This window comes from uncultured Arenimonas sp. (genome assembly GCF_963976025.1).
Classification (GTDB): domain Bacteria; phylum Pseudomonadota; class Gammaproteobacteria; order Xanthomonadales; family Xanthomonadaceae; genus Arenimonas.
Window position 1 is genome coordinate 30,154 of sequence record NZ_CAXBJS010000002.1, and the last position, 13,857, is coordinate 44,010.

The 13,857-nt window shown below is 69.0% G+C and carries 16 protein-coding genes; 9 read left to right on the plus strand and 7 right to left on the minus strand.

Going from position 1 to position 13,857, the window contains the following annotated elements:
• Positions 1–46: 46 nt before the first annotated feature.
• On the plus strand, positions 47–1,147 hold the full coding sequence (locus tag AACZ35_RS00365; protein WP_339824653.1) for an NAD(P) transhydrogenase subunit alpha: 1,101 nt from the start codon (positions 47–49) through the stop codon (positions 1,145–1,147).
• Here the strand turns inward: AACZ35_RS00365 and AACZ35_RS00370 are convergent, their stop codons facing one another.
• From AACZ35_RS00370 to AACZ35_RS00380, 3 genes are read right to left on the minus strand one after another with little or no spacing between them, the layout of a single operon-like run.
• Positions 1,148–1,669: a DUF3106 domain-containing protein gene (locus tag AACZ35_RS00370; protein WP_339824656.1), complete on the minus strand. Its 522-nt coding sequence runs from the start codon at positions 1,667–1,669 to the stop codon at positions 1,148–1,150. It lies immediately after the preceding gene.
• Positions 1,666–2,010: a hypothetical protein gene (locus tag AACZ35_RS00375; protein ID WP_339824659.1), complete on the minus strand. Its 345-nt coding sequence runs from the start codon at positions 2,008–2,010 to the stop codon at positions 1,666–1,668. The genes AACZ35_RS00370 and AACZ35_RS00375 overlap by 4 nt, the downstream gene beginning before the upstream one ends.
• Positions 2,007–2,555: an RNA polymerase sigma factor gene (locus AACZ35_RS00380; protein ID WP_339824661.1), complete on the minus strand. Its 549-nt coding sequence runs from the start codon at positions 2,553–2,555 to the stop codon at positions 2,007–2,009. The genes AACZ35_RS00375 and AACZ35_RS00380 overlap by 4 nt, the downstream gene beginning before the upstream one ends.
• Positions 2,556–2,695: 140 nt before the next feature.
• Here AACZ35_RS00380 and AACZ35_RS00385 point away from each other — a divergent pair, with 140 nt between their 5' ends.
• Together AACZ35_RS00385 and AACZ35_RS00390 are read left to right on the plus strand one after the other, a co-directional pair.
• Entirely contained in the window at positions 2,696–2,989 is a 294-nt protein-coding gene (locus AACZ35_RS00385) for an NAD(P) transhydrogenase subunit alpha (protein ID WP_339824664.1), read from the plus strand.
• Entirely contained in the window at positions 2,986–4,257 is a 1,272-nt protein-coding gene (locus AACZ35_RS00390; protein WP_339824666.1) for an NAD(P)(+) transhydrogenase (Re/Si-specific) subunit beta, read from the plus strand. The genes AACZ35_RS00385 and AACZ35_RS00390 overlap by 4 nt, the downstream gene beginning before the upstream one ends.
• Positions 4,258–4,287: 30 nt before the next feature.
• Here the strand turns inward: AACZ35_RS00390 and AACZ35_RS00395 are convergent, their stop codons facing one another.
• A complete protein-coding gene (locus tag AACZ35_RS00395; protein ID WP_339824668.1) occupies positions 4,288–5,091 on the minus strand; it encodes an inositol monophosphatase family protein in 804 nt (267 codons plus the stop codon).
• Between the two features lie 83 nt (positions 5,092–5,174).
• On the opposite strand from AACZ35_RS00395, the gene AACZ35_RS00400 reads away from it, so the two are divergent.
• The 3 genes from AACZ35_RS00400 to AACZ35_RS00410 all read left to right on the plus strand — a co-directional run bounded on the left by AACZ35_RS00400 (position 5,175) and on the right by AACZ35_RS00410 (position 9,055).
• Positions 5,175–5,933 carry an RNA methyltransferase gene (locus AACZ35_RS00400; protein ID WP_339824692.1) on the plus strand — a complete coding sequence of 253 codons (759 nt, stop codon included), beginning with the start codon at positions 5,175–5,177 and terminating at the stop codon, positions 5,931–5,933.
• Positions 5,934–6,032: 99 nt separating this feature from the next.
• Entirely contained in the window at positions 6,033–6,926 is an 894-nt protein-coding gene (locus tag AACZ35_RS00405) for a phosphate/phosphite/phosphonate ABC transporter substrate-binding protein (protein WP_339824671.1), read from the plus strand.
• Entirely contained in the window at positions 6,923–9,055 is a 2,133-nt protein-coding gene (locus tag AACZ35_RS00410; protein WP_339824673.1) for an EAL domain-containing protein, read from the plus strand. Before AACZ35_RS00405 ends, AACZ35_RS00410 begins: the two co-directional genes overlap by 4 nt.
• A gap of 3 nt (positions 9,056–9,058) precedes the next feature.
• Here the strand turns inward: AACZ35_RS00410 and AACZ35_RS00415 are convergent, their stop codons facing one another.
• Together AACZ35_RS00415 and AACZ35_RS00420 are read right to left on the minus strand one after the other, a co-directional pair.
• Positions 9,059–9,667 (minus strand): exopolysaccharide biosynthesis protein, encoded by a 609-nt coding sequence (locus tag AACZ35_RS00415; RefSeq protein ID WP_339824676.1) that lies wholly within the window; start codon positions 9,665–9,667, stop codon positions 9,059–9,061.
• A gap of 36 nt (positions 9,668–9,703) precedes the next feature.
• Positions 9,704–11,020: a hemolysin family protein gene (locus AACZ35_RS00420; RefSeq protein WP_339824679.1), complete on the minus strand. Its 1,317-nt coding sequence runs from the start codon at positions 11,018–11,020 to the stop codon at positions 9,704–9,706.
• Positions 11,021–11,199: 179 nt separating this feature from the next.
• On the opposite strand from AACZ35_RS00420, the gene AACZ35_RS00425 reads away from it, so the two are divergent.
• Together AACZ35_RS00425 and AACZ35_RS00430 are read left to right on the plus strand one after the other, a co-directional pair.
• Positions 11,200–11,829, plus strand: coding sequence for a DUF47 family protein (locus tag AACZ35_RS00425; RefSeq protein ID WP_339824681.1), 630 nt, complete (start codon positions 11,200–11,202; stop codon positions 11,827–11,829).
• A 3-nt stretch (positions 11,830–11,832) separates the two neighbouring features.
• Positions 11,833–12,960, plus strand: coding sequence for an inorganic phosphate transporter (locus AACZ35_RS00430; RefSeq protein ID WP_339824683.1), 1,128 nt, complete (start codon positions 11,833–11,835; stop codon positions 12,958–12,960).
• 1 nt (position 12,961) lies between these two features.
• Here AACZ35_RS00430 and AACZ35_RS00435 read toward each other — a convergent pair whose 3' ends face one another.
• Positions 12,962–13,369, minus strand: coding sequence for a hypothetical protein (locus AACZ35_RS00435; RefSeq protein ID WP_339824686.1), 408 nt, complete (start codon positions 13,367–13,369; stop codon positions 12,962–12,964).
• Between the two features lie 42 nt (positions 13,370–13,411).
• Between AACZ35_RS00435 and AACZ35_RS00440 the strand changes: the two genes are divergently transcribed.
• Positions 13,412–13,768 (plus strand): MGMT family protein, encoded by a 357-nt coding sequence (locus AACZ35_RS00440; RefSeq protein WP_339824689.1) that lies wholly within the window; start codon positions 13,412–13,414, stop codon positions 13,766–13,768.
• The last annotated feature ends 89 nt before the right edge of the window (positions 13,769–13,857 follow it).

The following is a 13,857-nucleotide window of genomic DNA, read 5'->3' on the forward strand; positions in this document are numbered from 1 at the left end:
TGGTTTCCGGTAGCATCAGGACCGGACAAACCGGGGAGTGGCACGCATGGCGGCCTGCATCGTCTTCATCCGCGAAACCGCGCCGGGCGAACGGCGCGTCGCGCTGACGCCGGAAACCACGCGCAAGCTCACCGGTCTCGGCGCACGGGTGCTTATCGAGCGTGGCGCCGGCGAACCCGCCTTCTTTCCCGACGCCGCCTACGCCGGTGCTGAATTTTCCGACGACGCCGATGCCGCGCTGGCCCAGGCCGACGTGCTGGTCTGCGTGCAGCCGCCGTCGAACGATCGCCTGGCCAGGCTCAAGCCCGGCGCCGTGGTGATCGGCCTGCTGGCCCCGCATGCCGACCCGGCCCGCGTTCAGGCCTTCGTCGACGGAAAACTCACCGCCTTCCCGCTGGAGAAACTGCCGCGCACCACCCGCGCCCAGGCCATGGACGTGCTGTCCTCGCAGGCCGGCATGGCCGGCTACAAGGCCGTGCTGCTGGCCGCGCAGCTGGCGCCGCGTTATTTCCCGATGCTCACCACCGCCGCCGGCACCATCCGGCCCTCGAAGGTGCTGGTGGTCGGCGCCGGCGTCGCCGGCCTGCAGTCCATCGCCACCGCGCGCCGCCTCGGCGCGCAGGTGGAAGGTTTCGACGTGCGCCCGGAAACCCGCGAGCAGATCGAATCCCTGGGCGGCAAGTTCCTCGACCTGGGCGTCAGCGCCGCAGGCGAAGGGGGTTATGCCCGTGAGCTCACCGCCGAAGAACGCGCCGAACAGCAGCGGCGCCTGGGCGAACACCTCAAGACCGTGGATGTGGTGGTCACCACCGCGGCCGTACCCGGCCGGCCGGCGCCGAAGATCATCAGCGCGGCAATGGTGTCGGGCATGAAGCCGGGCAGCGTGGTCGTCGACCTGGCGGCTGAAACCGGCGGCAACTGCGAACTGACGCGTCCTGGCGAAACCTTCGAACAGGGCGGCGTCACCTTCGCCGGCCCGCTGAACCTGGCCAGCCAGGGCGCGATGCACGCCAGCGAAATGTACGCGCGCAACGTCTACAACTTCCTGGCGCTGTCGCTCAAGGACGGCGCGCTGGCCATGGACTGGGACGACGAACTGCTGGCCAGGACCTGCCTGGCCCATGACGGCGCGCGCCGCGACGGCTGATCAGTCGGTTTCCGGCTCCGGGGGCGGGGAAATGCCGGGGCCGCCGGTTTCCAGCCAGGCGCGACGTTGCTGCGGGTTCATCGCCCGCCACTGGTCGGCCAGGGCCTGGCGCTGTTCGGCCGGCAGGCCGCGCATGACCCGCATCGATTCCCGCATCTGCTCGCGCTGCGCCGGCGACATGTCCCGGTAGTTGCGCATGCCCTGGCGGATGCGTTCGCGCTGTTCGGGCGGCATGGCTTCCCAGCGGGCGCGCCGCTCCGCGCGCTCGAGCGCCTGCACCCGCCGCGAGGCGGGCAGGGTGTCCCAGTCGGCCTCGTGGCGCGCAAGGTGCTTGCGCTGCTGCGGGCTCAGTTCTTCCCAGCTGGGCACTTTCACGCCGGGGGGCACGGGGGCGGCGCCGGGCGGGTCATGCCAGAGGCGCTCGCCGCGGTCCCCGCGCTCGTGCGCCAGGGCCGGCAGCGACGCCACCAGCACCACGGCGAGGGCCGCAAGGCGCAGCATCCGGGGCCAGTGGGACGTCATTGCGGCTCCCCGGGCGAGGCCACCGGGGCCTCGGCCAGCCAGGCGTAGAGTTCGGCATCTTCGGCCATCACGAGCGATTCGATCTCGTCGCTGGCCAGCGGCGCGGCGCCCGGGGCTTCCGGGCCGATGCGCGAAGGAATCCACCAGGCCAGGGCCAGGGTCATGACGCTGGCCGCCAGCGCGCCGGCCGGCCACATGCGGCGGCCGGTGGATGCGGTTTGCGGCCGTAGCGCGGCCTCGCGGGCCCGGCGCAGCCGGAAGGCCGTGCCCTGATCCAGGCGGTCGCTGGCTCGATCGAACAGGTCGCGGGCCCGGTCGAGGGTGGGGTCGGGGCGGCTCATCGCCATTGCTCCAGGTGGATGCGCAGGGCGGCCATCGCCCGCGACAGGTGGGTTTTCACGGAGCCTTCGGAACAGCCCATGGCGGCCGCGGTTTCCGCGACGTCCAGGCCCTGCAGCTCACGCAGCAAATACGCTTCACGCTGGCGCCGGGGCAGGCGCCGCACGGCCTTTCCCAGCGCGGCCCAGGCGGCGCCGTCGGCGTGGCGGCGGGCCGGGTCCTCGTTCGGGTCGGGCAACATTTCCAGCGGGTCTTCGCGGCTGTCCTCGTCCCGGCCCAGTATGGCCATGACCTTCTGGCGCACCCCGTTGCGGCGGTGCCGGTCGGTGACCTGCCGGCGCAGGATGGCCCAGAACAGCGGCGTCCATTCCGCCGGCGGCCGGTCCCGGTAGCCGACCAGCTTGATCATGGCCTCCTGCACCGCGTCCAGGGCGTCCTCCCGGTGGCCCAGCGCCAGCTCGGCCATGCGGAAACCACGGCGCTCGACCGAGGCCAGGAAGGCGTCGAGGCTGGTGGGTCCGGCGGCGGGGGCGGCGTCGAAGGGCATCAAGGGCGGGCGGTCGGTCCGGGCATGTGGCCTTATAACGCATCGCCGGCCGCCGGGTTGACCGCGCGGCAGCCGGCGCTGGCCGGCATTCAAGCAGCGGTTATGATGCCAGGGCGATCGCCATCGCACGGGGAGGGGACATGGACGGTTTCGTCGCGCTGTACATCTTCATGCTGGCCGCTTTCACGGGCTACGAAATCATCGGCCGGGTGCCGGTGATCCTGCACACGCCGCTGATGTCGGGCTCGAACTTCGTGCACGGCATCGTGCTGGTGGGCGCCATGGTGGTCCTGGGCCACGCCGACACCACGGCCGAAAAGGTCATCGGCTTCCTGGCGGTGCTGATGGGCGCGGGCAACGCGGCCGGCGGCTACGTGGTGACCGAGCGCATGCTGGAGATGTTCAAGCCCAGCAAGAAGGGAGGCGGCGCATGAGCTGGCTGCCGCTGCTGGTGAAGGCCAGCTACTTCGTCGCCGCACTGCTTTTCATCCTGGGCATCAAGCGCATGGCTTCGCCGGTGACGGCGCGCAGCGGGATCCGCTGGGCCGGCGCCGGCATGGTGCTGGCCACGGTGGCGACCTTCGCGACGCCGGGCATGCACAACATCCCGCTTATCCTGGCCGCCGTGGTGCTGGGCACGGTGGTGGCCTGGTGGTCGGGCAAACGCGTGGCGATGACCGACATGCCGCAGATGGTGGCGCTGTACAACGGCCTGGGCGGCGGCTCGGCGGCGGCGATCGGCGCGGTCGAACTGCTGCGGTATTCGGACCTGGGCGTGGCGCCTTCGCAAACCGTGCTGGTGCTGGCGGTGGTGGGCGCGCTCATCGGCTCGGTGTCGCTCACCGGCTCGGTGATCGCCTGGGCCAAGCTCGACGGCCGGCTGGACCGGCGCTTCACCTTCCCGGGCCAGCAGGTGTTCAACGCGCTGGTGTTCCTGGTGGCGGTGGTGCTGGGCGTGTTCACGGTGCTGGGGCTGCAGCAGCCTGTGATCATCGGCTTCTTCGTGGCGGCGCTGGCGGTGGGCATCCTGATGACGCTGCCGATCGGCGGCGCGGACATGCCGGTGGTGATTTCGCTGTACAACGCGCTGACCGGCCTGGCGGTGGCCTTCGAAGGTTACGTGCTGCAGAACGAGGCGCTGATCATCGCCGGCATGGTGGTGGGCGCGGCGGGCACGATGCTGACGCAGCTGATGGCCAAGGCGATGAACCGCTCGATCGCGAGCGTGCTGTTCGGCAGCTTCGGGGCGACGGGCGAGGCGAAGGAAATCGCGGGCGCGCAGAAGCCGATCGAAGCCGGCGACGTGGCGGCGATGATGGCCTACGCCGAGCGCGTGGTGATCGTGCCGGGGCACATGAACGTACTGTTGGCGGAAGCGGGCGTGCCCTACGACCTGATCACGGACATGGACGACATCAACCCCGAATTCCCGACGACGGACGTTTCACTGGTGATCGGCGCGAACGACGTGGTGAACCCGGTGGCGAAAACGGACCCGGCCTCGCCGATCTACGGGATGCCGATCCTGGACGTGTCGCTGTCGAAAAACACGATCGTGATCAAGCGCGGCAAGGGCACGGGTTTCGCCGGCATCGAAAACGCGCTCTTCTACGCCGACAACACCCGCATGCTCTACGGCGACGGCGCCGCCGCGGTGGCCGAACTGATCGCAGAACTCAAATCCGTAGACGGCGGCCACTGACCCTGGCGCTCCTACAACAGGAGTGGGGGGTCAGGCGGAGAAGGCGGCGGCGTAGTTGGTGGAGTACACGGTCTTCTGCAGCACCTCGGAGATCTTGAGGTTGCCGATGATCTGGCCCGAATCGAGCAGGCGGTCGCCGCGGCCGTGGAAGTCGCAGACGCGGCCACCGGCTTCGCGAACCAGCAGGATGCCGGCCGCGATGTCCCAGGGCTTCACGCCCGCCTCGAAGTACGCATCGGCGCGGCCGCAGGCCACGTAGGCCAGGTCCAGCGCCGCCGAACCCGTGCGGCGGATGTCTTCGGCTTCCGAAAGCATCGTGCGGATCGAATCGAGCTGCGGCGCCAGGCGCGCGCGCTCGCGCGGCGGGAAGCCGGTCACCAGCATCGCGCCCTTGAGGTCCTTGCGTTCGGCCACGCGTATCTTCTTGTCGTTGAGCAGCGCGCCCGCGCCCTTCGAGGCCGTGAACAGCTCGTTGCGCATCGGATCGAAGATCACCCCGTGCACCGGCTCGCCGTTTTCCACCTGCGCGATCGACACGCAGAAATGCGGCCAGCCACGAAGATAATTCGAGGTGCCGTCCAGCGGATCGATAACGAAGGTCGAGCGGCCCTTGCCCATCGCGCCCGACTCCTCGCCCAGGATGGCGGTGTCGGGGAATGCCCGGCGAAGCTCGCGTATGATCGCCGCCTCGGCCTCGGAGTCGACCTCGCTGGCGTAGTCGAGCTTCGATTTCTCGAAGACATTGAGGGCGTCGAGCTTGCCCATGTGGCGCAAGATCAGGTTACCGGCCGATCGGGCGGCCTTGACCATGACGTTGACGACAGGTTTCTGCATATTCCCGTCCGAAGAACCGCTGGATTGTGTGAAGAACAAGGGGCCGGTCCGTGCCGGCGCCGCGCAAGGATAACAGGTTGGCCATCGAAAATATCCGCATCGTGCTCGTCGGCACGCAGCATCCGGGCAACATCGGCTCCGCTGCCCGGGCCATGAAGACCATGGGCCTGGCGTCCCTGCGCCTGGTCGCGCCCGAGCGTTTTCCCGACCCCGAGGCCAACATGCTGGCCGCCGGTGCCGACGACCTGCTGGCCTCCGCCCCGGTCCACGATGACCTGGTTCAGGCCCTGGCCGGCTGCCGCTTCGTGGTCGGCACCAGCGCCCGTCGCCGCACCATCCCGCTGCCCGAGCTGAGCCCGCGCGAGGCCGCCCGGCAGCTGGTCCAGGCCGCCGCCGAAGGCCCCGTGGCCCTGCTGTTCGGCCGCGAACGCACCGGCCTGGAAAACGCGGAACTGCAGCGCTGCCACGCCTCGGTCTGCATCCCCACCGACCCCGGTTTCGCCTCCCTCAACCTGGCCGCCGCCGTCCAGGTGCTGTCCTACGAGCTGCGCCTGGCCACCCTGGAGGCCGCCGGGGGCCAGCTGCCCGTGGCCCGGCCCATGCCGCCGCCCGACACCGAGCCGCCGGCCACCGCGGACGAGCTCGAGCGCCTGTTCGGCCACCTCGAAGAGGCCCTGGACGACATCGACTTCCACAAGGGCCGCCCGCCCGAGATGGTCATGGGCCGGCTGCGCCGCCTGTACCTGCGGGCCGGGCTGGACACGCGGGAGGTTAAAATCCTGCGCGGCATCCTGTCCGAGGCCCAGCGCATGGCCCGGCTGGCCCGGGGCGGGCAAGCCTAGCGCCGCCGCGGCCGGGCGAATACAGTAGGCAGGTCCGGTCCAGAGCACGAAGAGAACCCAGTGACGCCCCCTTTCCACAGTGCAGTTCCCGGTGGTTTGGTGCGCCTGGCCTCCCTGCTGTTGCTGGCCTTTTCCGGTCTGGCCTCGGCCAATGACGGCGTGCTGGTGCTGGGACGCATCAGCGACGACCCCCGCCGGCACTACGAACAGCTCAAGCCGCTGATCGATTACGTCGTTCCGCGCATGAAGGACGTCGGCATCACCGAAGGCCGCGTGCTGATGGCCCGCGACCCGCAGCAGATGATGAGCTACCTGCGCCGCGGCAAGGTCGACTGGGTCACCGAAACCCCGGGCACCGGCCTGCTGCTGGCCGACCGCGCCGGCGCCCGGCCGCTGCTGCTCACCGAACGCAGCGGTTCGCGCGAATACCGCAGCGTCATCTTCACCCACCGCGACAGCGGCATCACCGACCTCTCGCAGCTGCGCGGGCACACCATCGCCTTCCAGTCGCCCTCGTCCACCAGCGCCTACCTGGTGCCGGCCATGGCCCTGCTCGAGCGCGACCTGCCGATGGCGCTGATGATCTCGCCGCTCGACGAGGGCGACGACGATTCGGTGGGATATGTCTTCGCCAATACCGACGCCAACCTTGGCGCCTGGGTGCACAAGCGCCTGGTCGATGCCGGCGGTTTCAGCGACCAGGACTGGTCGTCGCTGCAGAAGGTGTCCGAAGCCTTCCGCCGCGACCTGGTCATCATCCACACCACCGGCCCGGTGCCGCGGGCGATGGAGCTGGTCAGCGAGGACATGGACCCCAAGGTCGCCGCCCGCCTGAAGGAAGTGCTGCTTGGCGCCAGCGAAGACCCGCAGGCGCGTGACGCCCTGCGCCAGTTCTTCCGCACCACCGGCTTCTACGAAGCCGACGCCGAGACCCGCCGTTCGCTCGACGAGCTCCAGCGTGGTGCCCGCCGCGTGCGCGAGGCCCTGGAATGAGGCTGCCGTTCCGGCTGGGCCTGCGCGGTGAACTGACCTGGCTGCTGGCCCTGGTGATGCTGGTGGTCGCCGCGCTGTTCGGAGCGCTTTGGCTGCACACCCAGCGCAGCAATGCCGATGCCCGCGAGCTGAGCGCCGACGCCGTGCGCGAACTGGCCCGCGAGGGCCTGCTGATGCGCGGCCAGACGCTGTCGAGCCAGCTGGCCGACGCCGCCACCAACCCGATGTACTACCTGGACCTGGCCAAGCTGGGTGAGCTGGCGCGCGCCACGCTGCGCCAGCCCGACGTGGTGTACGTGATCATCCACGACGCCGAAGGCCAGGTGCTGCACGACGGCTCCGGCGACATCCCGGCCTTCGGCCAGCCGATGTCCGACCCGATGGCTTTCGAGGCGCTGCAGGCCGAGGGCCCGCACGGCCAGTGGAACGACAAGCTGCTCGACGTCGCCAGCCCGATCCGCATCGGCGGCGAACGCATCGGCGGCGTGCGCGTCGGCCTTTCGCGCGACAACGCCCTGAGCCGAGAGGTCGAGGTGCTGGGCCCGCTGGAAGCCAGCCTGGGCCAGGCCAACCGCGAACATCTGGCATGGATAGTGGCGCTGCTGGCCGCGCAGTTCGGCATTGCGATACTGGCGATGTGGCTGCTGCAGAAGCGTATCGTGCAGCCCATCAGCGAACTGGCCGACGCGGCCGGGCGCATGGAAAAGGGCCGCTACGGCGAGATCGAACTGCGCTCGGAGCGCCAGGACGAACTGGGCGACCTGGTGCGTGGCTTCGGGCGCATGGCCGAAGCCGTGGCGCGGCACGACCGCGACATCCGCCGCATGGCCTACACCGATTCGCTGACCGGCCTGTCCAACAGACTGGCTTTCCGCGAAGCGCTCGACGACCGCCTGATGACCCTGCAGGCCAGCAGCGGCGAACTGGCCCTGCTGTTCGTGGACCTGGACGACTTCAAGCGCGTCAACGACACCCTGGGCCACGAGGCCGGCGACGAAGTGCTGGGCCAGCTGTCGGTGCGCATCCGCATGACGGTCGAACGACTGGGCGGGCAGGGCGCCGAGATCGCCCGCTTCGGTGGCGACGAATTCATCGTGCTGTTCCTGGCCGAAGACATCCGCGCCAGCTCGGGCCGTCTGGCCGAGGAGCTGATCGAAGAAGTGCAGCGGCCGCTGGTGCTGCAGGGGCGGCAGGTGTTCCTGGGCGCCTCGGTCGGCATCACGCTGTTCCCCTTCGATGCGTCCAGCGCCGTGCAGCTGCTCAAGAACGCCGACATCGCCATGTACCAGGCCAAGGTCGCCGGCAAGGGCTGCTATCGCTTTTATTCCAAGGCCATGGACCAGGCGGTGGAGCGCCGGGTGCAACTGGAAGAAGAACTGCGCGGCGCCTGGGAGCGCGGCGAACTGAGCCTGCACTACCAGCCCATCTACCGCCTCGCCGACGGCCGCCCGATGGGCGCCGAGGCGCTGTGCCGCTGGGAACACCCACGCCTGGGCGTGGTGCCGCCCTCGGTGTTCATCGAAGTGGCCGAACAGAGCGGACTTATCGAGGCCCTGGGCCGGCACGTGCTGGTGCAGGCCTGCCAGGATGCCGCCACCTGGCAGCAGCCGGGCATGGAAACACCCTTCGTGTCGGTGAACATCTCGCCGCGGCAGCTGCGCACCGGCGACCTGCCGGACGTGGTGGCCAGCGCGCTGCAGTCCACCGGCGTGAAGCCGCAGCAGCTGCACCTTGAACTCACCGAAACCGCGGTGCTGGGCGACGAGGCCCAGGCCAGCGCCCTGCTGTCCCGGCTTCGCGCCACCGGCGTCAAGGTCTGGCTGGACGACTTCGGCACCGGTTTCTCGGGCCTGAGCCACCTGCGCCGGGTACCGGTGGACGGGGTGAAGATCGACCGCAGCTTCGTCGCCGACGTGCTGCGCGATCCCGACGACCTGGCCCTGACCTCCGCCATCATCGCCATGGCGCATTCGCTGGGCATCACCGTGGTGGCCGAGGGCATCGAGTCCGAAGGGCAGTACGCGGTGCTGCGCGAACGCGGCTGCGACCAGGGCCAGGGATTCTGGCTGGGCCGGCCGATGCCAGCCAACGAGATGCGCCGGACTTTCCGCGAAGCCTCGGGCGAATAAGCTTCAGGCGAAGAGGTCGGCCAGCCACTGCGCCATCTGGCTGGAAAACAGCGCCACGGTGACGATCTCGGCCACGCCCAGCACCCAGACCACCACCAGCAGGCGGCCGTCGCGTTCGATCAGCGCGATGGCGTAGGCCAGCAGCAGCAGGCCGAAGGGGTAGTTGGTCAGCGGGATGGGCAGGGCCAGAAGCACGCCCAGCAGCACCAGCAGCAGCCCGGTGAACAGGCGCGCCGCCGGATGGTCGATGGCCCATTCACTGCGCGGGCGGCTGATCTTCTCGAGCCGGCGCAGCATGCCCGAGCTGCGGTCGCGGAATCGCGCCAGCCGTTCGGGGGGCAGGGGGCGCCGGGACAGGAATCCCGGTACCCAGGGATGGGCCATCAGCGCCATCAGCTGCAGGCCGGCCAGGGACACCAGCGGGCCGCTGACGGCGCCGGCGCCGGCCGGCAGCGGGATGAAGGCGGGCAGGATGACGATCAGCAGGTAAATGCCGAAGGCGCGGGCCCGGAATTCGTCCAGGATCCCGCCCAGGGTCATCGGCGACGCCCCGCAGCGCCCTTCGGCAAGGGCATCGAGCAGGGCGCGGGTGCTGATTTCGGCGGGTGTCATGGCACCGGAGTCTGGGGTGGGGTGCCTTTATCCGTGCTAAATCCCGTCCTCGCGATCGGGTTCGGGCAGGCGGGCGACCAGCAGCTTGTCGATGCGCGCGCCGTCCAGGTCGACCACCTCGAAGCGCCAGCCGGCCCAGTCGAAGTGTTCACCCGAATGCGGGATGCGGCCGAAGCTGGCGATGACCATGCCGGCGGCCGTGTGGTAGTCGCCGTCGTCTTCGTCTGGCAGGCGGCTCAGGGACAGCAGTTCGCGAAGTTCTTCGGTGGAAAGGCGGCCGTCGACGAGGTAGGAGCCGTCGTCGCGGGTCACCACCAGGGCTTCCTCGGGCGCCGACTCGGTGTCCTGCACGCGGCCCAGCACCGCCGCCAGCAGGTCGTTGGCGGAAACCATGCCCTGCACGTCGCCGTATTCGTCCACCACCAGGGCCAGGGTCTGCTGTTCCTCGCGGAAGATTTCCAGCAGCTTCATGGCCTGGGTGGATTCGGAAACGAACAGCGCCGGGCGCAGCTCGCGGAACAGTTCGGCATTGCTGCCGACGCGGCCGATCATGCCGGTGAGCGACTTGGTTTCCAGGATGCCCAGCACTTCGGTGTCGCTGCCGCGGTAGACCGGGTAGCGGGCGAAGGGCGTTTCGCGCATCACTTCCAGGTTTTCCTCGAAGCTGGCCGAGGCGTCCAGCCACACGATGCGCGTACGCGGCGTCATCAGGCCGGCGCTGCTGCGGTCGCCCAGGCGCAGCACGCGGTTGATCATGTTGCGTTCGCCGACGTCGATGACGCCCTGTTCGTGGCTTTCGGCGACCAGCATGCGGATTTCTTCTTCCGTCACCTGGTCGGCCTGGCCGCGGTCCAGGCGCAGCACCTTCATCAGCAGGCGGGTGCTGTGCGAAAGCAGCCAGACGAAGGGCGTGGCGACCAGCGATATCCACTTCATCGGGATCGCCACGATGCCGGCGATGCGCTCGGGCGCCAGCAGTGCGATGCGCTTGGGCACGAGCTCGCCGACGATGATGCTGAAGTAGGTGATCAGCACGACCGCGATGCCCTTGCCGACGTCGTCCGCCAGCCCGGCGTCGAGGCCCAGCGGCGCCAGGGACGCGGCGATCTGGCGGCCGATGCTGGCGCCGCCGAACATGCCGGTGAGGATGCCGATCGAGGTGATGCCCACCTGCACGGTGGACAGGAAACGTTCCGGGTGTTCGGCCAGCTCCAGCGCCGCCTTGGCGCGCAGGCTTTCTTCGGACTGCTGCTTGAGGCGGGCCTTCCGGGAGGTGACCACGGACATCTCCGACAGGGCGAAGAAACCGTTGCAAAGGATCAGGAACAGGACGAGGGCGAGTTCGAAGGTCATGGGCTGCCGGACTGGGCCGGCGCAGGGCTCCTGCAGGAGGTTCGGGGCGGATATGGCCGACAATATGCCACAGGCGCCCCGGGCCATCGGGGTGCAGGAAGCTGGGGCCACCCGTCACATGGCGGTAACATGCGCGCCAACCAAAGCGCGGGGCGGTCCCGGCCAGGCAAGGAATCCCCATGTTTTCCCTCCAGACCATCTTCGGCAAGGGCGACAAGTTCTACGGCCTGCTCGAAGCCAGCGCCGGCGCCGCCCGCGAAAGTGCCCGGGCCCTGGGCGAACTGCTGTCCACGCCGCCGGCGGAACGCTCGCTGGAGCGCTTCAAGGCGGCCAGGCAGCTGGAAAAGGACCTGCAGGCGGAAATCAGCCAGCAGCTGGTGAACACCTTCGTCACCGCGCTCGAGCGCGAGGACATCGAGGAACTGTCCGGCGCCCTGTACAAGATCCCCAAGGTCGTGGAGAAGTTCGCCGAACGTTACGCCCTGGCCTCGGAACGGGTCGGCGACGTCGATTTCATTCCGCGTGCGGCCATGCTCGAACGCGCCTGCACGGTGCTCGAACAGATGGTCGGCATGCTGCGCAAGGGCATGGACCTGGAAACCACCAAGGCCCTGAACGACAAGCTGCAGGCGATCGAGTCCGAGGCCGACCGGCTGATCCTGGAGATGTACCGGGACACCTACACCAACGAAACCGACCCGATGCGCTACCTGATCCTCAAGGACCTCTACGAGATCCTGGAAAAGGCCATCGACCGCTGCCGCGACGCCGGCAACGTCATCTACCACATCGTGCTCAAGAACGCCTGATCCATGACCGTCGCCCTGGGCCTGGTGCTGTTCGTGGTGTTGGTCGCGCTTGTCTTCGAATACATCAACGGCTTCCACGACACCGCCAACTCCATCGCCACCGTGGTCGCCACCAAGGTGCTTTCGCCCATGCAGGCGGTGGCGCTGGCCGCGGTGATGAACCTGATCGGCGCGCTGATGGGCACGGCGGTGGCGCTGACCATTTCCTCGGGCCTGATCGACGCCGAAGTGGTGCTGGTCAGCTCCCAGCTGATGATCTGCGCGCTCAGCGGCGGCATCGTCTGGAACCTGATCACCTGGTGGTTCGGACTGCCCTCGTCTTCAAGCCATGCCCTGATCGGCGGCCTGGTCGGCGCCGCGCTGGCGGCGTCGGGCAACAACTTCGACGTGCTCATCTGGGCCCGCCAGGCCGAACACTGGACGCAGAACGAAGGCATCTTCTGGAAGGTGATCGTGCCGATGGTCAGTTCGCCCCTGGCCGGCTTCACGCTGGGCCTGGTGATGATGGGTGCCCTGATGGCCGTCATCAGTGCCATGAACGGCGCCGGCGGCTGGCTGGCGCGCATTTCGCGGCCGCGCTGGGTCAACGCCGTGTTCGGCAAGGCGCAGATCGTTTCCGCCGCCTACATGGGCTATGCGCACGGCACCAACGACGCGCAGAAGACCATGGGCATCATCGCCCTGGCCCTGATCGGCGCCGAAGCCGCCGGCACGCTCGACGACCTGCCGCCGATGCTGGCCTTCCTGCACCCGGGCAGCGCCGAAGGTGGCATCGATACCTGGATCATCGTCACCTGCGCCATCGTCATGGCCGTGGGCACGGCGGCCGGCGGCTGGCGCATCATCAAGACCCTGGGCCACAAGATGGTGAAGCTGCATCCCATCCACGGGTTCGCCGCGGAAACCAGCTCGGCCACCATCCTGTCGCTGGCCGCGCACTTCGGCATGCCGGTCTCGACCACGCACAGCATCTCCACCGCGATCATGGGCGTGGGCGTGGCCAAGAACCCGCGCGGGCTGCGCTGGACCATCATCCAGAAAATAATCTGGGCCTGGATCCTCACCATCCCCGCCGCGGGCGGGCTCGCTTATGCCCTGTACAAGGGCGCCGAGTGGGTTGGCTGGACCTGAGTTACAGCAGGTCGCCGCCGGCCGAGAGCATGCGTTCCATCTGGTCGCCCAGGCCGCCGATTTCCAGCACGAGGCGGTCGATCTCGGCGGCGGTCAGGGTGTCGTAGGGGCGGTTTTCGCACAGCTGCAGGTAGGGCATGCCGTCGAGTTCGCCGACGGCCAGGAAGCCCACCGGGCTCTGCCAGTTGAAGGCCAGCATGCGCTTGGCGTCGACGCCGGTCATCGGCGCGATGACGGTGCTAACGCGCAGGTAGGGCCGGTCGGTCTCGTCCATCATTTCCGACAGGAAGATGCTCTGGTGGCGCTTGCCCTTGTCCAGCGACAGCTGCACGCAGGCCAGGTAGGGCTCGCTGGCGGTCAGCTTGTACTTGCCCTGGAGGTGGCCGCGGATCTGTTCGAAATTCTGCATGGTTGCGTACTGCTGGCTTGGGGGAGGGCTATCCTAGCGCCCATGCCAGCAAAGCCCAAGGAAAGCCGGGTCCAGGAACAGCGCCGCCAGGTGCTGGCGGCCGTGCGCGCGGTGCCGCCCGGGCAGGTCGCCGGTTATGGCGAAATCGCCCGCCGGGCCGGCCTGCCGGGCCTCGCCCGGCTGGTGGCGCGTATTCTTTCCGCCGGCGACGAGCCTGGCCTGCCCTGGCACCGCGTGCTGCGTTCGGACGGCCGTATCGCCTTCCCGGCCGGCTCGCCCGAGTTCGACGAACAGGTGCAGCGCCTGCGCGCCGAGGGCGTGCGGGTGGAAGCGGGCCGGGTGCGCGGGCAGCGGGCGGCGCCCAGCCTGGATGAAATCCTCTGGTCGCCGCCGGACTGAGCCCGGCGGCTTCACACCGGCAGCCGTTATGATGGCCGGGTCTTTCCCCGGGAATTCCGCATGTACCTGCCGCCGGTCACCAAGGCCCT